Raw genomic sequence first — 20,313 nt, forward strand, 5'->3', positions numbered from 1 at the left:
GTGTATAAGAGACAGGGCATCGGTTTCGTGCCGCAGGGCCGCGAGATCTTTCCGCTGCTGACCGTCGAGGAAAACCTCAAGACCGGCTTCGGCCCGCTCAAGCGCGACGAGCGCTTCATCCCCGATGACGTGTTCTCACTGTTTCCGGTGCTGCAATCCATGCTCGGCCGGCGTGGCGGCGACCTCTCCGGCGGTCAGCAGCAGCAGCTCGCAATCGGCCGCGCGCTGGTGATGCGGCCAAAGTTGCTGCTGCTCGACGAGCCGACCGAGGGTATCCAGCCCTCGATCATCAAGGACATCGGCCGCGCGATCTCCTACCTGCGCAATCTCGGCAACATCGCCATCGTGCTGGTCGAACAATATCTCGACTTTGCGTGCGAACTCGGCGACAGTTTTGCAGTGATGGATCGCGGCGCGGTGAAATACACCTGCGATCGCACCAACCTTGACCCGGGCGAAATCAGCCGCCAGATGGCGCTGTAAGCCTTTCATTCTGCCGCGACCGGCTGGGGAGGCGGATGCGCAGCGAGCTATCAGCCACATCCATGGTGTTCGAGGCCAACCGCGCCCGCGGCGCGGTGCGCTTCGACGTGCATTCGCGCGACGGCGTGACGCGGCGCGGGACGCTGCACGAGTCTGGCTCCTTGCGCGTGCGCTTTCCCTCGCCGGAAGGTGAGGGGCTCTCCGGCGTGTTCGTCAACACCGCCGGCGGGGTTGCCGGCGGAGACCGCTTTGATATCGAAATCGCGGCGGGCCAGGCCTCGCGTCTGACGCTGACCACGGCGGCAGCCGAGAAGGTCTATCGCGCGCCCGGTGCGGCGGCAGAGCTCAATATTGCCCTGAAGGTTGCCGCGGGCGCGCATCTCGGCTGGCTGCCTCAGGAGACGATCCTGTTCGATCGCGCCCGTGTCCATCGCCGCTTCGACATCGCGCTCGATGATGCGGCCTCGCTCCTGCTCTGCGAGATCGTGGTGTTCGGACGCACCGCGATGGGTGAGCGCATGGAGCAGGGTGAATTCGTCGACCGCTGGCGCCTCTCCCGCGGCGGCCGGCTGGTGTTCGCCGAGACCGTCAGGCTCGACGGCGATATCGGCGCCAAGCTGGCGCGTCCTGCCGTCGCCAAAGGCGGCGCAGCGATCGGCACCGCACTGATCGTCCCGGGCGATGAGGCCCTGGTCGAGCGCATCAGGGAAGCCTCGGAATCTTTCGCCGGCGAGGTCGGGATATCCGCTTGGAATGGCTTTGCAATGGCGCGGTTCTGTGCCCAAGATGCGGCGCGCTTGCGCGCCGACATGATGGCGGTGCTGGCGCGCACCGGCGCCGCGCTGCCGCGGCTGTGGCTGAATTGATGACGTGAACGGAAGAGATTTCGCATGAACCTGTCTCCCCGCGAAAAGGACAAGCTTCTGATTTCGATGGCGGCCATCGTCGCGCGGCGCAGGCTCGATCGCGGCGTCAAGCTCAATCACCCGGAGGCGGTCGCGATCATCTCCGATTTCATTCTGGAAGGCGCGCGAGACGGCCGCACCGTGGCGGAGTTGATGCAGGCCGGCGCGCAAGTGCTGACCCGCGAGCAGGTGATGCCGGGCATTCCCGAGATGATCCACGACATCCAGGTCGAGGCGACGTTCCCGGACGGCACCAAGCTCGTCACCGTCCACGAGCCGATCAGGTAGGAGCAGAGCATGATCCCCGGCGAACTCTTCATCCAGGACGGCGAGATCGAGCTCAATGTCGGCCGCAAGACCGTGACGCTGACGGTGGCCAACACTGGCGACCGTCCGATCCAGGTTGGCTCGCACTACCATTTCTTCGAAACTAATCCAGCCTTGAAGTTCGATCGCAAGAAAGCCCGCGGCATGCGCCTCGACATCGCCGCCGGCACTGCCGTCCGCTTCGAGCCCGGCCAGACCCGCGACATCCAGCTCGTCGCCCTCGCCGGCAAGAAAACCATCTACGGCTTCCGCGGCGACGTCATGGGGAAGCTGTGAGCGCGCGCTAAGACGAGATGCGGGCCGTGATCAATAGTGAGGTGAGCACGACTGTCTCGCTCCCTCCCCCCTTGCGGGGGAGGGCCGGGGAGGGGGGTAAGCCCCAGGCTCGGCACGACGACGTGCGACGAGCTCTTGCAAACCGGGGCGCGGTCGACGTCACTCAGAGCGCTGTCTTCACGATACGTCGTCCAACGGAGCAAGGTGCACCCCCCTCCCTAACCCTCCCCCGCAAGGGGGGAGGGAACGGAGAGAGCGGAGCTGAATGGATCGAAGACGGATTGCTAGCCGAGAGTCCGGACTCGCATTGGGATGCCGCAATATCCAGTGAGGTGAGCACATCTGTCTGGCTCCCTCCCCCCTTGCGGGGGAGGGTCGGGGAGGGGGGTATGCCACACGACGAGGTCTCTCCGTTACAAAGAACTCGCGCCAGGCAGTTGCGGAGTGCGATGACGCGCGCGGAGACGCTGTTGTGGCGTCATCTCAAAGCGCATCGGCTGGCTCGCCTCGGCTTTCGCCGGCAGGCGCCAATGGGCAATTACATTGCCGACTTCGTCGCGCATTCCTGCAAGCTCATCGTCGAGGTCGACGGCGAGAGCCATGAATTCGAAGAGCGGCTTCGCAAGGACGAGGCGCGCGACCAATGGTTCGCCTCGCGCGGCTATCGCGTGCTGCGCTTCACCAATGACGACGTGATGAAAAATCTGGAGGGCGTGGCTCTCACGATTCTGCAGGCTGCGGAGCAAGGTGCACTCCCCTCCCTGCCCCTCCCCCGCAAGGGGGGAGGGAACGGAGAGAGCGATGCGTCCAATGGCGAGGAGGTGTGAGGCATGCTGTCACCCGTTCGCCTCATCTCCGAAGCCGCCGAGCTCGCTGCCCGTCGCCACAACGGGATGGCGCGCAAGGGACGTGGCAATGAACCCTACGTCAATCACCTCGCCGAGGTCGCGAACCTGCTCGCCACCGCGACCGACGGCGCGGATGCCGAGCTCGTCGCCGCCGGCTGGCTGCACGACACCATCGAGGATACCGACACCACGCGCGAGGAGCTGGCTGCGAAATTTTCCGACCGCGTTGCCTCTCTCGTCGTCGAGTGCACGGACGACATGCGCCTGCCGAAGGCCGAGCGGCGGCGCCGCCAGGTGATCGATGCGCCCAAAAAATCCGCCGACGCAAAGCTGATCAAGATCGCCGACAAGATCAGCAATATCGGCGCGCGCATTCATGCCGAGCCGAACCCCGAGGAACGCGACGATCTCGTCGATTACACGGGCTGGGCCGAGCGAGTGGTCGCCGGCTGCCGCGGCGGCAATCCATGGCTCGATACGAAATTCGATGATGCCGTGAAAGCAGCGAGGGCCTCGCTGTGACCGGCCAAACATTCAAACGCAAACGGGGCTTGTGATGTCCGTCAAGATGAAACGTTCCGTCTATGCCGACATGTTCGGCCCGACCACCGGCGACAAGGTGCGGCTGGCCGACACCGACCTCATCATCGAGGTCGAGAAGGATTTCACCACCTATGGCGAGGAGGTGAAGTTCGGTGGCGGCAAGGTGATCCGCGACGGCATGGGGCAGTCGCAGGTGACCAACAAGCAGGGCGCCGCCGACACGGTCATCACCAACGCGCTGATCGTCGACCACTGGGGCATCGTCAAGGCCGACGTCGCGATCAAGGACGGCATGATCTCCGCGATCGGCAAGGCGGGTAACCCGGATATCCAGCCCGGCGTTACCATCATCATCGGCCCCGGCACCGACGTGATCGCGGGCGAAGGAAAAATCCTCACGGCCGGCGGCTTCGACAGCCACATCCATTTCATTTGCCCGCAGCAGATCGAGCACGCGCTGATGTCGGGCGTCACCTCGATGCTGGGCGGCGGCACCGGCCCGTCGCACGGCACGTTCGCCACCACCTGCACGCCGGGGCCGTGGCACATCGCGCGGATGATCCAGTCGTTCGACGCATTTCCGGTCAATCTCGGAATCTCCGGCAAAGGTAATGCCTCGCGGCCCGCCGCGCTGGTCGAGATGATCAAGGGCGGCGCCTGTGCGCTGAAGCTGCACGAGGATTGGGGCACGACGCCGGCGGCGATCGACAACTGCCTGTCGGTTGCCGACGACTACGACGTCCAGGTCATGCTGCATTCCGACACGCTGAACGAGTCGGGCTTCGTCGAAGATACGATCAAGGCCTTCAAGGGCCGCACCATCCACGCCTTCCACACCGAAGGTGCCGGTGGCGGTCACGCGCCTGACATCATCAAGGTCGCGGGCCTGAAGAACGTGCTGCCGTCCTCGACCAACCCGACGCGTCCCTTCACGCGCAACACCATCGACGAGCATCTGGACATGCTGATGGTGTGCCACCATCTCGATCCCTCGATCGCGGAAGACCTCGCGTTTGCCGAGAGCCGGATCCGCAAGGAGACGATCGCGGCTGAAGACATCCTGCACGACCTCGGCGCGCTCTCGATGATGTCCTCGGACTCGCAGGCCATGGGCCGGCTCGGCGAGGTCATCATCCGCACCTGGCAGACCGCCGACAAGATGAAGAAGCAGCGCGGGTCACTGCCACAGGACAAGGGCAAGGATAACGACAACTTCCGCGTCAAGCGCTACATCGCCAAGTACACGATCAACCCCGCGATCGCCCATGGCGTGTCAAAGCTGATCGGCTCGGTCGAAAAGGGCAAGCTCGCCGATCTCGTGCTGTGGTCGCCGGCGTTCTTCGGCGTCAAGCCGGACTGCATCGTCAAGGGCGGCACGATCGCCGCCGCTCCCATGGGCGATCCCAATGCCTCGATCCCGACGCCGCAGCCGGTGCATTATCAGCCGATGTTCGGCGCCTTCGGCAAGGCGCGCACGGCATCCTCCGTCGTCTTCACCTCGAAGGCCGCGGTCACCGGCGGCCTCGCGCGAAAGCTCGGCATCGACAAGAAGCTCTATGCGGTCCAGAACACCCGCGGCAAGATCTCCAAGAAGAGCATGATCCACAACGACGCCACGCCTGACATCGAGGTCGATCCGGAGACCTACGAGGTGCGCGCCGACGGCGAGCTTCTGACCTGCGCGCCGGCCGAGGTGCTGCCGATGGCGCAGCGGTATTTCATGTACTGAAATTACCGTCGAACGTTGCGCCCTCGGCGCCTGTCCGAAGGCGGATTTTCCGGTTTTGCGTCTCGTCGCGCTTGGTCTAATGTCGCGCCCGGTATCTTGAAGCCTTAAAGAAAAGCCGGGAGGATTTTTCGTGATCTACGTCGTTGCCACCTTGACCATCAAGCCCGAAACGCGCGCCGAGTTCATTGCAGCGGCCACCGCCTGCATCAAGGAGACGCGCAAGGAACCCGGCAATATCGCCTATGATCTGCACGAGAGCGTCACCGATCACACCAAGATGGTGTTCGTCGAGCAGTGGGAAAATGCCGAAGCGCTGGTACCGCATCGTGCCATGGAGCACGTGAAGACGTTCGGCCGCGTTGCGGTGAAGTGTTTTGCGGCGCCGCCGAAGGTCGATGTGATCACGCCGGAAAAGGTCGAGACCAGGTAACAGGATAGAGCGCATGATCCGGGCGACGCAGGTCAGGGGACAGCACCGCTTCACGGAAGCAGCGGCGGATACGGTCGTGCTCGACTTCGACGATCGGCATCGCCGCCGCATGGCGATGACCGGCACGCGCGGGCTCGAATTCCTGCTCGACCTTGAAAACGCGGTCGCGCTGCGCGGCGGCGATGCGCTGGTGTTGGAGGACGGCCGGCTGGTCGAGGTGGTCGCGGCTCCCGAGCCGCTGCTCGAGATCCGCGGCCGCGATCCGCTCCATCTCGTCCGCGTCGCCTGGCATCTCGGCAACCGGCACCTGCCGACGCAGATCATGGCCAAGAGCCTGCGTATCCGAAAGGATCATGTGATCGAGGCCATGGTGAAGGGGCTGGGTGCGCGGGTGATCGAGATCGAGGCTCCCTTCGATCCCGAAGGTGGTGCCTATGCTGATGCCGCTCATGCGCATGCTGACGATCATGCGCATCATGACCATGCGCATGATGACCATGCGCATCATGATCACGGGCATCACCGCCATGATCATGGCCACCATCACCATGATCATCACGGTCATGACCATGACCACCATGATCATGCTGCGCATGACCACCATGACCACGGTCACCATCATCACCACGACGAGCATTGCGACCATCCCGACCATCACCACGGCCACGGCCATGCTCATGACCACAAATGAGCCGGCTGGTGCCGGCCGCCTGACGGAACGCGAGGCGGCGGCGCTCTACCGGCTGATGACGTGGTTGTCGCCAGCGTTTCCCGTCGGCGGTTTCTCCTACTCCAGCGGCATCGAATGGGCGGTGGAGGCGGGCGACATCATCGACACGGCGACGCTCGCGAACTGGCTCGACGCGATGCTCGGCGACGGCGCGGGCTTTTGCGATGCGATTTTCCTGGTGCAGGCGTTTCGCGCGGCGGAGGCGGGCGATGAGGCTCGCTTGCGTGACACCGCGGAGCTTGCGGCCGCCTTCGTGCCCTCGCGCGAGCGACAGCTCGAGACCACGTCGCAGGGCCGCGCCTTCATCGACATCGCGCGCGCGGCCTGGAATGCGGACGGGCTGGATGCGATGGTCGCGGCCTGCGCGGGGCCGCTGGTCTATCCCGTCGCGGTCGGCGTGGTCGCTAGCGCCCATGGCGTCCGGCTGGAGCCGACGCTGCATGCCTTCCTGCACGCGCTGGTCTCGAACTGGATTTCGGCGGCGAGCCGGCTGATCCCGCTCGGCCAGACCGACAGCCAGCGTGTGCTCGCCGCCCTGGAGGGCGCCGTGGCCGCAACCGCCGCCCGCGCGTTGAGCGCGACCCTTGACGATCTCGGCAGCGCGACGTTCCGCGCCGATCTCGCAAGTCTGCGGCACGAGACACAATATACGCGGCTGTTTAGATCGTGAGGGCGGGGCAGCGCACTCCGCCGTCGTCCTGGCGAAAGCCAGGACCCATAACCACAAATGCTCGTGGTTATGCGCGGCTGTGGCCCCAGTTTGCCGCGGCAACAGAGTTCGGTGGTAATGGGTCCTGGCTTTCGCCAGGACGACAATAGGAAAGACTCAATGGCTACGTCTCACGGCCCCCTGCGTGTCGGTGTCGGCGGTCCCGTCGGATCGGGCAAGACGGCGCTGATGGATCTGCTCTGCAAGTCCATGCGCGAGCGCTATGACATCGCGGCGATCACCAACGACATCTACACCAAGTGGGACGCGGAATACCTGGTGCGCTCGGGCTCGCTGACGCCGGACCGCATCGCCGGCGTCGAGACCGGCGGCTGCCCGCATACCGCGATCCGCGAGGATGCCTCGATGAATCTGGCGGCGGTTGCGGACATGCGCGCAAAGTTTCCCGGACTCGATCTGGTGCTGATCGAGTCCGGCGGCGACAATCTCGCTGCCACTTTTTCCCCGGAGCTCGCCGACATCACCATCTATGTCATCGACGTCGCGGCGGGCGACAAGATCCCGTCGAAGGGCGGACCGGGCATCACACGCTCCGACCTCCTGGTTATCAACAAGATCGACCTCGCACCGCATGTCGGCGCCTCGCTGGAGAAGATGCAGCTTGATGCGAAGCGGATGCGGGGCGAGCGCCCCTTCGTCATGACCAACCTGAAGAAGAGCGAGGGACTCGACCGCATCATCGGCTTCATCGAGGCCAAAGGCGGGTTAAAAAGGGCGGGTTGAAAGGGGCGGGCTGACGAGGACGGGTCGAAGGGCAGGTCCGGTGCCTGGCGACATTAGCCAAGTCTGACACGACTGTTAGTGTCTGCCCGTTAATATCTGCGGCAAAATATGTCCCTGCGGAACCAATGTTCGCCACGATGATTAACTTACTTCGGGTGCCCGGAGCGCTGATGCCTCGGCTGGCGGATTAAGCATTCCGGTCAACCCAAGTTGCGTCACGATGGCTCCTCCTTCATTATCGCCTTCCGTGGGGTTTCACTCTCTTTCGGCAACTGGCCGTTCGAGCGGCGTTCAGATGCTCCGTGTTATTCGCCAGCCTCTCACCTTCTGAGTAAACGAGTGGTTCGGCTGGGATTTATCATCGGTTTTATCGCGCTGCTCGGGATACTGCTCTCCGGGCTCGCGGCCTATCGCGTCCACGATCAGGAGCTGGCGATCGATCGCATCGCGCTGGCTCGCGCGATCGACGTTCATGCGAGCCTGGTGCAGGACCGCCTGACCGAGCGCGAGCTTCTGGCGCGCGTCGCCTCCGGTCTGTTCCGCACGCCCGCCGTGATCAAGCCGAACATGCTGGAGCCGCTGCGCTCGGCCATTTATGCCTTCAAGACCGACTTCGTGGTCGCCTCCTGGATCGCCCGTCTCAAGCCGACGGAGCTGAGCGCGGCGCAGGCGGCGCTCAGCTCTGCCGGCTTTCCCAATCCGCACATCCGCAACTACGACGACACGCCGCTCGACACCACGAAGATCACCCAGCCGATCAACGTGCTGATGGATCTCGAGCCGCGCAGCGAGGAGACCAAGGTGCTGCCCGGTCGCAGCTTCGATCAGGACGGCGTGCGCGGCGCGATGCTGGCGCGCGCCATGGCCGAGAGGAAGTCGGTCGCCTCCGATCCGGTGCCGCTGCTCCGTCCGAACGGACCCATCGGCATCATCGTGGCCGCGCCGGTCATTCCGGAAGGCGAGACGGAGCCTGCCGGGTTCATCACGTTTTCCTACGAGCTCGCCTCGCTGATGCTGACCAATGACGACATGTCGCTGTTCTCGGTCGCATTGCGCGATCCGCGCGCGACCGGCGGCGAGCTGATCGCCAACGATCAGGGCGTCGTCAGCGCGCGGACCATCTCGCAGGATGGTCCACAGCCCTCCTCGACGCGCACGGTCAGCTTCGGCGGCCGCGACTGGCAGCTCAGCTACTTCGCCAAGACCAACTCGGCGCGGCGCGCCGAGCAGACCGCTGTCATCGTCGCGGCGATCGGCTTCGCCATCACGGCGATGGTGTGCGGCCTGTTCGGCTATGTCGCCTACAACAACTTGAGGCTCAGCCGCGAAATCCAGGTGCGGATCGGATTCGAGCGCCGGCTGACGGCGGTCATCGACGAGCTGAATCATCGCGTGAAGAACATTTTGGCGGTGATCCAGTCGATCGTGACGCGAACGCTGCGTCACGGCTCCGACATCGACGTCGCGCGTGAATTGTTGATCGGGCGTATCCACGCGATGTCCAACGTCGTTTCGCTGCTCAGCGAAAGCCAGTGGCAGGGCGTGAAGCTGAAGGGTCTGTTCGAGGCGCGCGCCATTCCGCATGCTGACCGCATCGCCATCAGCGGGCCCGACATCGCGGTCAGCGCGCGCGCCGCGCAGAGCCTGTCGCTGCTGTTCTTCGAGCTCGCCTCGCATTCCGACGAGGGCCTGTCGCTGGTCGGCAAGCATCCGCACATCACCGCGAACTGGACGGTGACGGGCGAGGAGCCCGACACGGTCTTCCATTTCCGCTGGGAGGAGTTCAACACCAGCGAGGCGACGCGGCGCGCCGATTCCGATTTCGGCCTCATCCTGCTCGACCGCGTCGCGCCCGAAGCGCTCGGCGGCACCGCCAAGCGCTACTTCACCGATGCGTCCTACGTCTACGAGCTGACCGCACCGATGGAGACCGTCGTCGACATGACCGAGCGCGACCGCACGGAAAAATTCTCGGCGCCGGTAAGGCCCGCGCGCTGAAGCCGACGCGATCTTCGCTTACCTTCTCCCCTTGTGGGAGAAGGTGGCGCGCGTAAGCGCGACGGATGAGGGGTTCTCTCTGCGAGTCAAACTGTCGTGTGAACTTGCGGATAGAACCCCTCATCCGGCGCTTCGCGTCACCTTCTCCCACAAGGGGAGAAGGGAGAGCACACGCGCATTAAATCACGCATGCGAAGGCGGCCATTGAAATGGCCGCCTTCCCCTCGTTCATCATTCCGACCGAAGCTGTCCGTCAGCCGCCGCTGCCGCCGATCACGGCGCGCACGGTCTCGTCGGGGCCGAAATCTTCGGCGCCGTCGACATACAGCAGTGCTGCGAGCTTCGAGCGCGCGCGGTTGACGCGGCTCTTGATCGTGCCCACCGCGCAGCCGCAGATCGACGCCGCGTCCTCATAGGAGAAGCCGGACGCACCGACGAGGATCAGCGCTTCACGCTGGTCCTGTGGCAGCTTGTCGAGCGCTGCGCGAAACTCTTCGAACTCGAGATGCGCATTCTGCGACGGCTGGGTCTTCAGCGTCTTGGCATAGTTGCCTTCAGCATCCTCCACCTCCCGCCGCCGCTTGCGATAGTCGGAGCGGAACAGGTTGCGCAGGATGGTGAACAGCCAGGCCGGCAGGTTCGAGCCGGGCTGGAACGAGTCGATGTTGGCGAGTGCGCGCAACAACGTCTCCTGGACCAGATCGTCGGCACGGTCGGCATTGCCGCTCAGTGAGATGGCGAACGCGCGCAGGCTCGGGACTGCCGCCAGGATGTCGTCGCGCAGGGATTCCGTGAGAGGCATTAGTCCCTCCCATTGTTGTCGTTGGTTCCCCCATTGGTTTGATCTTGGGGTGTCCCTCCCGGCGCATCAAGCTTCTTGATCAGCTCGGCGAACCGCTCGGGGACCCCCTGCCGCACGACGTCGTCGTACATGGCGCGCAATTGATGGCCGATCCGGGATTGGATCTCCGGTGTCAGCCCTCCCTTGCCGGGGGTCGTGTTTCTGCTGGCTTGAGATTTGAGATCTTTCATGACCTGTTCCACGTTTCCCCGAGTTAAGTCACTGTCAAATCGAGAAATTTTCTCAACCGGGAGCCGTTCCCTAGTTAGGCCTAATGCGAAGTTGCACAAAAAGTTCCAGCCGTTCCGGAACTTTTCTGTGGTTGAAGCGTAGTCACGCCAGCAGGGGAACCAGGGCCGCCCCTGGCCGATATCTGGCCCGAAGACGAATGGAGTGGGGATGTCCCGTTCACAGCTTGTTGCTGAACACTTGCCGTTGTTGCGCCGGTACGCGCGTGCCCTGACGGGCAGCCAGCCGTCCGGCGACGCCTATGTCGCAGCCATGTTGGAAGCCATGCTCGGGGATCCGGCGGTGCTCGACGAGAGCCACGGAGCGCGCGCCGGCCTGTTTCGGCTGTTCACCCAGATCTGGAATTCGGTCTCGCTCAACGATGATGCCGAGGTGACGACGCTGCCGATGCCGCCGGAGCGGCGGCTGTCGAACATCACGCCGCTGCCGCGCCAGGCTTTCCTGCTGCTGTCGCTCGAGGGATTTTCGGAGGAGGAAGTCGCCTTCATCCTCGGCACCGACGTCGGCGAGACGCGCAGGCTCGCGGACGCTGCAGGCCGCGAGATGGCGGCCGAGATTGCGACCGATGTGCTGATCATCGAGGACGAGACCTTCATCGCCATGGACCTCGAGAGCCTCGTGAAGAATCTCGGTCACAACGTTGTCGGCGTCGCCCGCACCCATGCGGATGCGGTCGCGCTCGCCAAGAACAAGCGGCCCGGCCTGATCCTCGCCGACATCCAGCTTGCCGACGGCTCCTCGGGCCTCGATGCGGTCAACGAGCTCTTGCGCAGCTTCGAGGTGCCGGTGGTGTTCATCACCGCTTACCCGGAGCGCTTCCTCACCGGCGAGCGGCCGGAGCCGGCGTTCCTGATCTCAAAGCCGTTCCAGCCCGCGATGGTCTCGGCGGTGGCGAGCCAGGCGCTGTTCTTCCAGCGCAACTCGCGCAACCGCACGCCCAAAGCGCCGGCGGCCTGACGAAGGCGCCCGCGGCGTAAGACATAGAAAGTAATGACGAACCGATCCGGCGCGCCGACAAGGGGTGCGCCGGATTTTTGTTGTTCGGCCGGCGCGCTTGACGGCCCGCGGAATTCGTCCTCCATAGGTGATGGAAACGGTCGCGAGGCGGCCGCGTCTGTCCGGAGAATTAGCCCATGCTCGATCAGTCGCTGCTCGATCGTCTCGCCATCCGCGACCTTCTCGAGAACTGGGTGGTCTGGCGCGACGCCGGCGACTGGGAGCGCTTTGCGACCGTCTGGCACGCGGAGGGGTGGATGTCGGCGACCTGGTTTCAGGGGCCGGCTGCGGACTTCATCCGGGTGAGCCGCGAAGGCTTTGCCAAGGGCGTGCGCATCCTGCACTTCCTCGGTGGCACCAGCATCGATCTCGCCGGCGAGCGCGCCATCGCGCAGACCAAGATGACGATCTCGCAGCGGGCGCCGGTCCACGATGTCGTCTGCGACGTGGTCTGCACCGGGCGCTTCTACGACTTCCTGGAGAAGCGGCAGGGCAAATGGGGCATCGTTCGCCGCCAGCCGATCTATGAAAAGGACCGGCTCGATCCGGTCGATCCCGCCGCGGTCCTCCGGCTCGACGCGGCGCGTTTGGCTGCGCTTCCCGAAGGCTACTGCCACCTCGGCTACATGCAGGAGTTGATCGGCTACAAGGTCAAGCGCGACATGCCCGGCCTGACCGGCGCCGAGGTCGAGAAGCTTTATTCGGAAGGGCGCGAGTGGCTGGCAGGTACAGCGCGGCCCGGCGCAGCCTGATCAGCGAGCCGGTGACTCGCCTGTTTCGCGTATGCGGCAACTTGCCGCGCATCATTGGTTGTGTCGCGCGCGATTTGAATGGTCCGCTTCAACGCGCGTTAATGTCTTGACGTGTATGTAAATACAAGCGCAACTACAGGGAGTGCGCTTGTCTACCCGCAATGGCCGGCGGATTCACCAGCGCCACCCGAAGAGAACCTGCTTCTCCCTGACCTTGGCAGGAATAGCGGGGCGGCCGTCTTGGCTTCCCAGCGCTAGCCGGATGATTGCATGCGAGTGTGTGCGTTCTCAGGCTTGGCCGCCCTGCTTCACAGCCACGGTCCTCACTGCCACGTCGCTTGGAAATGACCGTCCATTCGACGTCGGCGACGTTGCCCGGCAAGTCACCTGATCAAGTCACCTGATCAAGTCACCTGATCAAGTCACCTGATCGAGCCACGCGATCAAATCGCCCGATCGAGACGAGCTGACTATCCAGGTTTTCCGCAGAAAAAAGTAAGGCGCGACTGGCATCACCACAGTCGCGCCCTACGTCGCCGGTTTATGGGGCAGGGGGGAATAACCGGCTGCCATGATGACTCCGGCGCACAAGAGTCGTTCCAGGGCGCCGCAAATTATTTTTGATCCCAGTATTTCTCTTGCCTGTCTCTTTTTCGCACACGGTTAAGTGATCGTGACGCCTGAGAACCCCTGACAATCCGGCAGCGTTGTTCCAGTGATCGCCATGGGGCGAGGGACGAACAACCATGTCACAGATCAGCAAAGCGTTTTTAGGCGCGGTCGCCATCTCGTTGACGGTTGGTGCCGTGCAGCTGGCGTCGGGCCACGATCTCGTGCAGCGCTGGCAGGCCGTCGCCGACGAGCCGGGCCACATCGTCAATCGCGCCGGCAAGGCCGACCGCATCGCCAATCCGAGGCCCGCGGCCGTTGCGACCCGCACCGTGTCGATGCGTCTCAACGATCTCGCCGATACGTCAGTGCTGCTGCGTGTTCCCGCGACGATCGAGACCGGCAATGCCAGCCATGCCAAGCCGCCCGTCTTGCTGCAAAAGCAGGGGCGCAAGCCCACGGTCGCCTGCGAGCCCGTCGTCAGCTCGCTGACCGAAATCGCAAAGCTGCTCCAGCCCGGCCGTTGCGTGACCTGATCAGTTCGAATTTTGCCCGATAATTATTCGGCCGGCTCGGGCGAGGCCTCCTCTTCGGGTGTCCCGGCCCGGCTTGCCATGATGCCGAGCGCCACGCCGCCGATCGCAAGGATGGGAAGCAGCCGCTTGACGCCGATGGCGCGGACGATCTGCAAGCCCGTTGCGATCAGCATCGGATCGGACAGCATGCTTTGGGCTGCGGATCGCGCGGCTTTTTCCGCTGCCTGTCGCGCGCGCTTCTCGGTCTCTCGCTTGTAGGCGATGTAGCTGCCGGCGGCGGCCAGCGTGAGCAGGAAGAACACGCCGGCCCCGGCGAGGCATGCCTGCACCGGACCATAGTTTTGCAGCACAAGGATGAAGACTGCGGCGCAGAGAAATGCCGTGGTGATGAAGAGCGCAAGCGCTGCGGCTGCCGCAAGCGAGGTCAGCCGCAGGGTCCTACCCGTCGAGGCACTGATGCCATCGATTATCCGCTGAAACATCGCCCTCGCTCCTCAATCCCTCCCGCCAGCACGGCGATGAAGTTCGGTCCTCTTCGTGGTCTCGGCTTTTAGCGGCGCCAGGCAATGCCGATCAGGAAGCCGATACCGAGCGCAATACCCACGGTCGCGAGCGGGCGCTGCGTGATCGCATCCTCGAGCGTTTCCTCCAGCGAGGTCGCTGCGTCCTGTGCCGCATCCATCATCGCGCTGCCGCGCTCGGAGGCATCATCCATGGCCGAATCCATCTGCTGGCGCGCCTGCTTGTAGCCGCGCCGGGCTTGCTTGCCCGCGGAGTTGGCAAAGGTATTGAGGGCGTCAGTGATCTGTTCGGTGAGGGCGGCGATATCGTTTTTCACGGCTAGGACATCCTTTTCGAGGCGTTCGCGGGTGGCCTTGTCGGTCCAGTCTTTCATTCCTGTTTCGGCATTGGTCATTGACATCGAAAGCTCCGGATCGTTGGCGGTGAGCTAGCCGGAAAAACGTTCCGCCGTGACGGAAGTTCCCCTTGTGGAAACCACTCAGTCGCCTGGTAGTTGCGGCGCATCGGGAGGAAGGAGATGCTCTTTCAGAATGAGCGCGACGATCAGAAGCGGCGATGACAAGAAGGCCCCCATCGGCCCCCACAGCCAGGTCCAGAAGGCGAGCGCGAGGAATACCGCCAGTGCATTCAGTGCCAGCCGCCGGCCGATGATGGTGGGCGTGACGAAATGTCCCTCCAGGAAGGTGAGGCCGCCGAAAGCGACCGCTGCCATCAATCCGCTGCCGAGGGTCGGAAAGGCGATCAGGCCGACCACGACCAGCACGACGAACATCGCGATCGGTCCGATGATCGGGATGAAGTTCAGCGCCGCCGCCAGCGCGCCGAGCCCGGCCGGATTGGGCATGCCGGTCAGCGCACAGACGATCCCGGTGGCGATGCCGACGCCGATATTGATGACCGTCACCGTCACGAGATAGTTGCCGAGATGGACCTCGATCTCGTTGAGGATCCGTAAGGTGCGCAGCCGCGCGTCGCGATCGCTGAAGGTCATGATCAGCGCGCGCCTCAGGTCGCGCCAGCTTGCGATGAACAGGATCAGGGTCGCGAAGAACAGCAGGAATTCGGTGAAGGTCGGCGACAGGAATTCCAGGGTCGGCTGCACCCATTCGAATTTCGGCATCTGGAAGCTCGGCAGGCCTTCCGAACCGCCGACCATTGCTTGCAGCTCCTGCCACAGTGCCAGCGGCCGGTCGAACAAATGCAGCTTGTCCTTGAGCCGTGCGCCGAGCTCCGGCAGGCGGGTGCTCCATTCCATGACCGGCGAAGCGATCAGGGCGACGACGAAGGTGACCATCGCGGTGACCGTGACCACGATCAGCACAGCGGCCAGCGCACGTGGCACCCGTTGCCGTTCCAGTGACGTTGCCGCCGGCGACAGCATGGTGCCGGTGACGAAGGCCATCACGACGGGAAGGAAGAACGGCTTGCCGACATAGAGCACGGCCACGACCGCGATCAGAAGCATACAAGCGAGCGAGAAGGCAACGAACTCGGTGCGCCGGATCACCGGCGGCAGGTCGCTTTTGCTGTCGGGAAGCGGTGCGCCTTCGCTGTCGTTGGAAAGCAGACGTTCACCGGGAAGGACGTGCACAGCCATTCTCCCGCACGAAGCTCACGCTCCGCGCGCGCAAGACTGCTGAAGAACGTGCCTCTGACTGGAAGGTTCCGTCGCGGACTCGTGAAGTTGCCTTCGCTTGACTGTGACCGGCCGGCTGCGCGAGCGCGCGGAACTTGAGTCGTCGCAAGCGCGTTTGTTCGGCCAGCGCATCACCCTGATGCACTTGGATTCAAACGGGGCAGCACATGACACAGTTATCTGCATCCCACCGCCGGCCTTCGCCGCGCGCCTTCACCGCGTTTGCCTTTGCGTCAGCATTGCTGTCGATGCCACTCGATACCGCGAGCGCGCAGACGCTCGGCTTTATGCCAATGCAGCCGCAGGCTTTTCCGCAGGGTTATGCGCGAGGCTATGTAACCGGGCAGCCGCAGGCCTCGGATGATCCGGTCGCCTCGGACGATTCCGTCCTGCCCGAGCGGCTGCGCCGGCAGATCGTCAGCTTCGACGGCAGCCAGCCGGCCGGGACGATCGTGATCGATACCGGCAATACCGTGCTCTACTACGTGCTCGGCCAGGGCCGCGCCATCCGCTACGGTGTCGGTGTCGGGCGCGACGGCTTCACCTGGTCCGGCGTGCAGGCGATCAGCCGCAAGGCGGAATGGCCGGATTGGCATCCGCCGGCGGAGATGATCGCGCGCCAGCCCTATCTGCCGCGCTTCGTCGCTGGCGGCCTCGGCAATCCGCTCGGCGCGCGTGCGATGTATCTGGGCGCGAGCGAGTATCGCATCCACGGCACCAATGACCCCACCACGATCGGGAAGTTCGTCTCCTCGGGCTGCATCCGCATGACCAACGAGGACGTCGTCGATCTCTTCAACCGGGTCAATATCGGCACCAGGGTCGTGGTGCTCCCGAAGAACGCGCCGCTGCTGGCGCGTGGCGGCGATCAGTCGCGCAAAGCGGCGCGCCCGGCCGCGGCGACACTGGCCTCGGGACGCCAGGCGCTCAATCTTTCGCCTGTCTCCCTGAACAGTTCGGCGCCGAGGTAACATGATCGGGCGTTCGACAGTCAAAGTGGCCGGCGGCGCGGCGGTGTTGCTGTTCGCTTCGCTCAGCCTGGCGCTGACGTCGTCGGCGCGCGCGGAGGATTTCCTCTCGGCGCTGTTTGGTGCGTTCGGCGCCCGGCCGCCGCCACAGATCAGGATGCCGTTCCCCACCGACGACATGCCGCGCTACGAGGCGCCGCGGGTGCGTTCCTATGGCGGCGGGCAGGCCTGGTGCGTGCGCACCTGCGATGGACGCCACTTTCCGGCGCAAGGCAACGACAGCGAGAGCAAGGCGCAGAGCTGCAACAGCTTCTGCCCCTCAGCCGAAACTACGCTGGTCTATGGCAGCGACATCGACGAGGCGGTTACGGAAACCGGGCAGGACTATTCCGACCTGCCGAATGCCTACCGCTACCGCAACGAGCTCGTCGCGGGCTGTACTTGCAACGGCAAGGATTCCGTCGGCCTCGCCGCGGTCAAGGTCACGGACGATCCGACCTTGCGCAAGGGCGATATCGTCGCGAGCCCCGGCGGATTGGTGGTCGCCAATCGCAACGCCAGCGACAGGCGTGGCGTCACCATGAACTTCTCGCCGCTGCCGGATTCCGTGCGGGCGAAATTCCGCCACTTGCCCGTGGTGGCGCGGGAGTAGTGCCGATATCGGCGCGCTGGGCTGGTCTCGTGCCCGGCGAGGGCGCGATGATGGATCTCCCCTCTGATTTGCCCGACGCGTTAAACGCCCCTGGCGTCGTTTGAGAGGTCCCGGCTACTTTGCATGGGGTTGTTTTCGACATTTTTGTTGGCACGCCCCGGCTTGTGGGATCATCCCTGCCCCAATCCCGTCATTGCGAGCGAAGCGAAGCAATCCAGAATGTCTCCGCGGCGGGATTCCGGATTGCTTCGTCGCTTCGCTCCTCGCAATGACGGCAATGAACGACATCGAGTGCGCAGCCTACGCCGCGCGGATCTTGCCGAGGAAGTCGGTGACCTGGTGGCCGAGCTGACGGCTCTGGGTCTCCAGCGTTTCCGAGGCGTGCTTGACATTGTCGGCTGCGGCCGCGGCGGCATCCGCATCGGCCTTCACGCCCGTGATATTGTCCGAGACGTTCCTGGTGCCTTGCGCGGCAAATTGCGTGCTGCGTGTGATCTCCTGCGTCGCCGCGCCCTGCTGCTGGACGGCGGTGGCAATCGCGGTCGCGACCTCGTTGACCTCGCCAATGATGCCACCGATTGCCTGGATGGCATTGATGGCATCGCCCGCGACCTTCTGGATGTCGGAGATCTGCTCGGAGATCTCCTCCGTCGCCTTGGCGGTCTGGCTCGCCAGCGACTTCACTTCGGAGGCAACCACGGCAAAGCCGCGGCCGGCTTCACCGGCGCGGGCGGCTTCGATGGTCGCATTGAGCGCGAGCAGGTTGGTTTGCGCGGCAATGGTGTTGATCAACCCGACAACCTCACCGATGCGTCCGGCGGATTTGGCAAGGCCCTGCACGGTGCCGTCGGTCTCCCGCGCCTGGCTGACCGCGCGGCTGGCGATGCCCGCGGCGTGCGCCGCCTGCTGGCTGATGTCGTTGATCGAGGCGCTGAGCTCCTCGGCCGCTGCCGCCACGCTGTCCACGCTCATCGAGGCGTCACCCGAGGCCTTGCCGGCGACCTGGACGCGGTCGTTGGTCTGGCGTGAGACGGCCGAGAGATCGCCCGAGGTCTTGCGCATTTCTCCGGAAGCCTCACCCAGCTCGCCAAGTGTCTTGCGGATGACGCCCTCGAACTCGCCGACATAGGTTTCGACCGCGCGTTGACGTGCCGCGGCACCTGCATTGCGCTCGCGCTCCTGCGCCTCGATGTTCAGCTTGTCATTGGCCTGCTGCTTGAAGGTTTCCAGCGCGCCGGCGAGCGCGCCGATCTCGTCCTGCCGGTCGAGATAGCCGCTATCGACGGCGAGATCGCCGCCGGCGACCTTCAGCATGGCATCGCGAATATTGACCAGCGGCGTGATGACACGGCGGGTGACGAGCATGATCGCTCCGGCGGTCAGTGCCAAGGCCAGCACCAGGAGCGTGAGCTGCACGATCAGTGCGCGCTGGGCTGCGATGCGCTGCTCCAGTGTATGGCTCTTGGCGGCGTCGAGCGCGGCTTCGGCAACGACGACGGCGCTCGCGAGCCGCGCCACCGTGGCCTGCGTCCACTGATTTGCGGTTAGTTCGGGCTTCTCGCCATTGGCCGCCGCGTTCGCGAGACGATCGCGCAGCGCGAGGTAATCGGGATCGAAATAGGCGGCCTTGGCAGCGGTCATCGCCGAGACGAGTGCCGGCGGCAATTGCATGCCGGAGGTCGATAAATCCAGCGCTTTCCACGTCGCGGCGATGCCGCCGACATATTGGATGTAGGCGATGCGCGTCTCGGGCGCGAGACGGCCGGCGCCGATGCCGTTGGAGACGATCAGCGACGCCTCGCCACCGGTGTTGCGAAGCAGCCAGGCATTCTGCTTGATCGCCAGCAACTGGTCGATCATTGCATCCTGGTGATTGACGCTGGCGACGAGGATATTGGAGGTCTTGTCGAGCGTCTCCAACAGGCCCTGCGTCGTCTCCATATATTCCTTGGCGAGGCTTGTCCGGCGCTGCTCCTTCGGCTTCACCACCTCGTCCCAGAATTGCTTCTGCTCGTCGCCGAGCAGCTTGAACAGGCGGGCAAGCTCGGGCACCAGCGTCGTCGATTGCGGGAAGTCCATGGTCGGCAGCAGCTCGAGCGCGCGTGCCATCGCCGGCATCTCGGCCTCACGCAAGTCGCGCAGGTATTTGTCGATCTCGGCGTCCATCGGCTCCGTCGCGTTGAGGAGCCGCGAGGTCGTCGAGCGGTCGGTGCGCAGATTGTGCATCGCCTTGAAGAGATCGGCGGACGCGTCGGCAATCCGCGAGATGCGGTTTGCGGTCCTGAGACGCTCCCATGACTCGAGGGCGGTGAGGGACAGTGCAATCACCACGCAGACCGACGTGATCGCGATCACCGCCTTGAGCAGCACGGATACGGTCAGACGATTGAGCATCGAAGTCCCCCAATTCCTATTTCAAAGCTCGGAAAGCAGCGCCCCGACAATCGAATCAGGAAGGAGCGGCCTTCAAATCGGCAATGCCCGCCTGCGGCGCGGCGCAAGCGCTTCGGCATTTGGAAGGAAAAGGGTAAAGTTTTAATCAGTAGCTCGGCCGGTAGAAGTACGTATTTACTAGAAGTTGCAACGGGTTGCTTGAATGGAACCGAAGGGCGGGCGCGGCGTTAGGAGTTCGTTAGCAATTTGCCTGAAGGGGGCCTTCCGATGCTCGTTGGCGTACTCGTCACCTTTCTCGTCGTCATCCTCGTTCTTTATCTCATCAACATGCTGCCGATGGACGGCCGCGCCAAGCAGATCGCGCGCGTCATCGTCATCATCATCGGCATCGTCTCGCTGTTGAAGTACCTCACGGTGTTTTAGCGGGGCCCGTTAT

24 protein-coding genes are annotated in these 20,313 nt (G+C 64.1%); 18 read left to right on the plus strand and 6 right to left on the minus strand.

Annotated elements, in window-relative coordinates; genetic code table 11:
• The 12 genes from Q2941_RS41640 to Q2941_RS41695 form a co-directional block, all read left to right on the plus strand.
• The coding region (locus tag Q2941_RS41640) for an ATP-binding cassette domain-containing protein (RefSeq protein WP_458196151.1) at positions 1-483 on the plus strand (483 nt) is incomplete at its 5' end.
• A 35-nt stretch (positions 484-518) separates the two neighbouring features.
• Positions 519-1,349 (plus strand): urease accessory protein UreD, encoded by an 831-nt coding sequence (locus Q2941_RS41645; protein ID WP_027521700.1) that lies wholly within the window; start codon positions 519-521, stop codon positions 1,347-1,349.
• 24 nt (positions 1,350-1,373) lie between these two features.
• Positions 1,374-1,676: an urease subunit gamma gene (locus Q2941_RS41650; RefSeq protein ID WP_027521701.1), complete on the plus strand. Its 303-nt coding sequence runs from the start codon at positions 1,374-1,376 to the stop codon at positions 1,674-1,676.
• A 9-nt stretch (positions 1,677-1,685) separates the two neighbouring features.
• Positions 1,686-1,991 carry an urease subunit beta gene (locus Q2941_RS41655; protein WP_027521702.1) on the plus strand — a complete coding sequence of 102 codons (306 nt, stop codon included), beginning with the start codon at positions 1,686-1,688 and terminating at the stop codon, positions 1,989-1,991.
• A gap of 389 nt (positions 1,992-2,380) precedes the next feature.
• On the plus strand, positions 2,381-2,818 hold the full coding sequence (locus tag Q2941_RS41660; protein ID WP_458196153.1) for an endonuclease domain-containing protein: 438 nt from the start codon (positions 2,381-2,383) through the stop codon (positions 2,816-2,818).
• A 3-nt stretch (positions 2,819-2,821) separates the two neighbouring features.
• Positions 2,822-3,361 carry an HD domain-containing protein gene (locus Q2941_RS41665; protein WP_458196154.1) on the plus strand — a complete coding sequence of 180 codons (540 nt, stop codon included), beginning with the start codon at positions 2,822-2,824 and terminating at the stop codon, positions 3,359-3,361.
• A gap of 34 nt (positions 3,362-3,395) precedes the next feature.
• Positions 3,396-5,111: an urease subunit alpha gene (ureC, locus tag Q2941_RS41670; protein WP_458196155.1), complete on the plus strand. Its 1,716-nt coding sequence runs from the start codon at positions 3,396-3,398 to the stop codon at positions 5,109-5,111.
• A gap of 130 nt (positions 5,112-5,241) precedes the next feature.
• A complete protein-coding gene (locus tag Q2941_RS41675) occupies positions 5,242-5,541 on the plus strand; it encodes a putative quinol monooxygenase (protein WP_027521705.1) in 300 nt (99 codons plus the stop codon).
• Between the two features lie 13 nt (positions 5,542-5,554).
• Positions 5,555-6,232 carry an urease accessory protein UreE gene (gene ureE / locus Q2941_RS41680; protein WP_084801331.1) on the plus strand — a complete coding sequence of 226 codons (678 nt, stop codon included), beginning with the start codon at positions 5,555-5,557 and terminating at the stop codon, positions 6,230-6,232.
• Positions 6,213-6,941 (plus strand): urease accessory protein UreF, encoded by a 729-nt coding sequence (locus tag Q2941_RS41685; protein ID WP_371933125.1) that lies wholly within the window; start codon positions 6,213-6,215, stop codon positions 6,939-6,941. The genes ureE and Q2941_RS41685 overlap by 20 nt, the downstream gene beginning before the upstream one ends.
• A gap of 159 nt (positions 6,942-7,100) precedes the next feature.
• Positions 7,101-7,724, plus strand: coding sequence for an urease accessory protein UreG (gene ureG, locus Q2941_RS41690; protein WP_254109127.1), 624 nt, complete (start codon positions 7,101-7,103; stop codon positions 7,722-7,724).
• Positions 7,725-8,063: 339 nt separating this feature from the next.
• The gene (locus tag Q2941_RS41695; protein WP_458196156.1) at positions 8,064-9,722 is read left to right on the plus strand and encodes a CHASE domain-containing protein; all 1,659 of its coding nucleotides are present in this window, start codon (positions 8,064-8,066) and stop codon (positions 9,720-9,722) included.
• Between the two features lie 253 nt (positions 9,723-9,975).
• Here the strand turns inward: Q2941_RS41695 and Q2941_RS41700 are convergent, their stop codons facing one another.
• Both Q2941_RS41700 and Q2941_RS41705 read right to left on the minus strand, forming a co-directional pair.
• The gene (locus tag Q2941_RS41700) at positions 9,976-10,524 is read right to left on the minus strand and encodes a sigma-70 family RNA polymerase sigma factor (RefSeq protein WP_027521710.1); all 549 of its coding nucleotides are present in this window, start codon (positions 10,522-10,524) and stop codon (positions 9,976-9,978) included.
• Entirely contained in the window at positions 10,524-10,754 is a 231-nt protein-coding gene (locus tag Q2941_RS41705) for a NepR family anti-sigma factor (protein ID WP_027521711.1), read from the minus strand. Before Q2941_RS41705 ends, Q2941_RS41700 begins: the two co-directional genes overlap by 1 nt.
• 208 nt (positions 10,755-10,962) lie before the next feature.
• Between Q2941_RS41705 and Q2941_RS41710 the strand changes: the two genes are divergently transcribed.
• The 3 genes from Q2941_RS41710 to Q2941_RS41720 all read left to right on the plus strand — a co-directional run bounded on the left by Q2941_RS41710 (position 10,963) and on the right by Q2941_RS41720 (position 13,705).
• A complete protein-coding gene (locus Q2941_RS41710) occupies positions 10,963-11,769 on the plus strand; it encodes a response regulator (RefSeq protein WP_027521712.1) in 807 nt (268 codons plus the stop codon).
• Between the two features lie 176 nt (positions 11,770-11,945).
• The gene (locus Q2941_RS41715) at positions 11,946-12,560 is read left to right on the plus strand and encodes a nuclear transport factor 2 family protein (protein ID WP_458196157.1); all 615 of its coding nucleotides are present in this window, start codon (positions 11,946-11,948) and stop codon (positions 12,558-12,560) included.
• 746 nt (positions 12,561-13,306) lie between these two features.
• Positions 13,307-13,705, plus strand: a complete 399-nt coding sequence (locus Q2941_RS41720) for a hypothetical protein (protein ID WP_027521777.1) — start codon at positions 13,307-13,309, stop codon at positions 13,703-13,705.
• A gap of 23 nt (positions 13,706-13,728) precedes the next feature.
• Here the strand turns inward: Q2941_RS41720 and Q2941_RS41725 are convergent, their stop codons facing one another.
• The 3 genes from Q2941_RS41725 to Q2941_RS41735 form a co-directional block, all read right to left on the minus strand.
• Positions 13,729-14,187, minus strand: a complete 459-nt coding sequence (locus tag Q2941_RS41725; RefSeq protein ID WP_458196158.1) for a hypothetical protein — start codon at positions 14,185-14,187, stop codon at positions 13,729-13,731.
• Positions 14,188-14,255: 68 nt separating this feature from the next.
• A complete protein-coding gene (locus Q2941_RS41730; protein ID WP_027521779.1) occupies positions 14,256-14,627 on the minus strand; it encodes an ElaB/YgaM/YqjD family protein in 372 nt (123 codons plus the stop codon).
• Between the two features lie 78 nt (positions 14,628-14,705).
• Entirely contained in the window at positions 14,706-15,818 is a 1,113-nt protein-coding gene (locus tag Q2941_RS41735) for an AI-2E family transporter (RefSeq protein ID WP_027521780.1), read from the minus strand.
• A gap of 212 nt (positions 15,819-16,030) precedes the next feature.
• Between Q2941_RS41735 and Q2941_RS41740 the strand changes: the two genes are divergently transcribed.
• Positions 16,031-16,834: a L,D-transpeptidase gene (locus Q2941_RS41740; RefSeq protein WP_027521781.1), complete on the plus strand. Its 804-nt coding sequence runs from the start codon at positions 16,031-16,033 to the stop codon at positions 16,832-16,834.
• Position 16,835: 1 nt separating this feature from the next.
• Positions 16,836-17,483, plus strand: a complete 648-nt coding sequence (locus Q2941_RS41745; RefSeq protein WP_027521782.1) for a DUF2865 domain-containing protein — start codon at positions 16,836-16,838, stop codon at positions 17,481-17,483.
• A gap of 300 nt (positions 17,484-17,783) precedes the next feature.
• On the opposite strand, the gene Q2941_RS41750 is transcribed toward Q2941_RS41745, so the two are convergent.
• Positions 17,784-19,877 (minus strand): methyl-accepting chemotaxis protein, encoded by a 2,094-nt coding sequence (locus tag Q2941_RS41750; protein ID WP_458196159.1) that lies wholly within the window; start codon positions 19,875-19,877, stop codon positions 17,784-17,786.
• A 267-nt stretch (positions 19,878-20,144) separates the two neighbouring features.
• On the opposite strand from Q2941_RS41750, the gene Q2941_RS41755 reads away from it, so the two are divergent.
• Complete coding sequence (locus tag Q2941_RS41755) at positions 20,145-20,300, plus strand: Thivi_2564 family membrane protein (protein WP_100235107.1); 156 nt, start codon at positions 20,145-20,147, stop codon at positions 20,298-20,300.
• Positions 20,301-20,313 lie beyond the last annotated feature (13 nt).

The sequence above is a fragment of the Bradyrhizobium sp. UFLA05-153 genome (assembly GCF_054185185.1).

Bases quoted from the DNA above. Each gene is read 5' to 3' on its own strand.
- Q2941_RS41645 (WP_027521700.1), top strand. From the start codon at position 519: ATGCGCAGCGAGCTATCAGCCACATCCATGGTGTTCGAGGCCAACCGC.
- Q2941_RS41650 (WP_027521701.1), top strand. From the start codon at position 1,374: ATGAACCTGTCTCCCCGCGAAAAGGACAAGCTTCTGATTTCGATGGCG.
- Q2941_RS41655 (WP_027521702.1), top strand. From the start codon at position 1,686: ATGATCCCCGGCGAACTCTTCATCCAGGACGGCGAGATCGAGCTCAAT.
- Q2941_RS41660 (WP_458196153.1), top strand. From the start codon at position 2,381: ATGCCACACGACGAGGTCTCTCCGTTACAAAGAACTCGCGCCAGGCAG.
- Q2941_RS41665 (WP_458196154.1), top strand. From the start codon at position 2,822: ATGCTGTCACCCGTTCGCCTCATCTCCGAAGCCGCCGAGCTCGCTGCC.
- ureC (WP_458196155.1), top strand. From the start codon at position 3,396: ATGTCCGTCAAGATGAAACGTTCCGTCTATGCCGACATGTTCGGCCCG.
- ureE (WP_084801331.1), top strand. From the start codon at position 5,555: ATGATCCGGGCGACGCAGGTCAGGGGACAGCACCGCTTCACGGAAGCA.
- Q2941_RS41685 (WP_371933125.1), top strand. From the start codon at position 6,213: ATGCTCATGACCACAAATGAGCCGGCTGGTGCCGGCCGCCTGACGGAA.
- ureG (WP_254109127.1), top strand. From the start codon at position 7,101: ATGGCTACGTCTCACGGCCCCCTGCGTGTCGGTGTCGGCGGTCCCGTC.
- Q2941_RS41700 (WP_027521710.1), bottom strand. From the start codon at position 10,524: ATGCCTCTCACGGAATCCCTGCGCGACGACATCCTGGCGGCAGTCCCG.
- Q2941_RS41705 (WP_027521711.1), bottom strand. From the start codon at position 10,754: ATGAAAGATCTCAAATCTCAAGCCAGCAGAAACACGACCCCCGGCAAG.
- Q2941_RS41710 (WP_027521712.1), top strand. From the start codon at position 10,963: ATGTCCCGTTCACAGCTTGTTGCTGAACACTTGCCGTTGTTGCGCCGG.
- Q2941_RS41715 (WP_458196157.1), top strand. From the start codon at position 11,946: ATGCTCGATCAGTCGCTGCTCGATCGTCTCGCCATCCGCGACCTTCTC.
- Q2941_RS41720 (WP_027521777.1), top strand. From the start codon at position 13,307: ATGTCACAGATCAGCAAAGCGTTTTTAGGCGCGGTCGCCATCTCGTTG.
- Q2941_RS41725 (WP_458196158.1), bottom strand. From the start codon at position 14,187: ATGTTTCAGCGGATAATCGATGGCATCAGTGCCTCGACGGGTAGGACC.
- Q2941_RS41730 (WP_027521779.1), bottom strand. From the start codon at position 14,627: ATGTCAATGACCAATGCCGAAACAGGAATGAAAGACTGGACCGACAAG.
- Q2941_RS41740 (WP_027521781.1), top strand. From the start codon at position 16,031: ATGACACAGTTATCTGCATCCCACCGCCGGCCTTCGCCGCGCGCCTTC.
- Q2941_RS41745 (WP_027521782.1), top strand. From the start codon at position 16,836: ATGATCGGGCGTTCGACAGTCAAAGTGGCCGGCGGCGCGGCGGTGTTG.
- Q2941_RS41750 (WP_458196159.1), bottom strand. From the start codon at position 19,877: ATGCTCAATCGTCTGACCGTATCCGTGCTGCTCAAGGCGGTGATCGCG.
- Q2941_RS41755 (WP_100235107.1), top strand. From the start codon at position 20,145: ATGCTCGTTGGCGTACTCGTCACCTTTCTCGTCGTCATCCTCGTTCTT.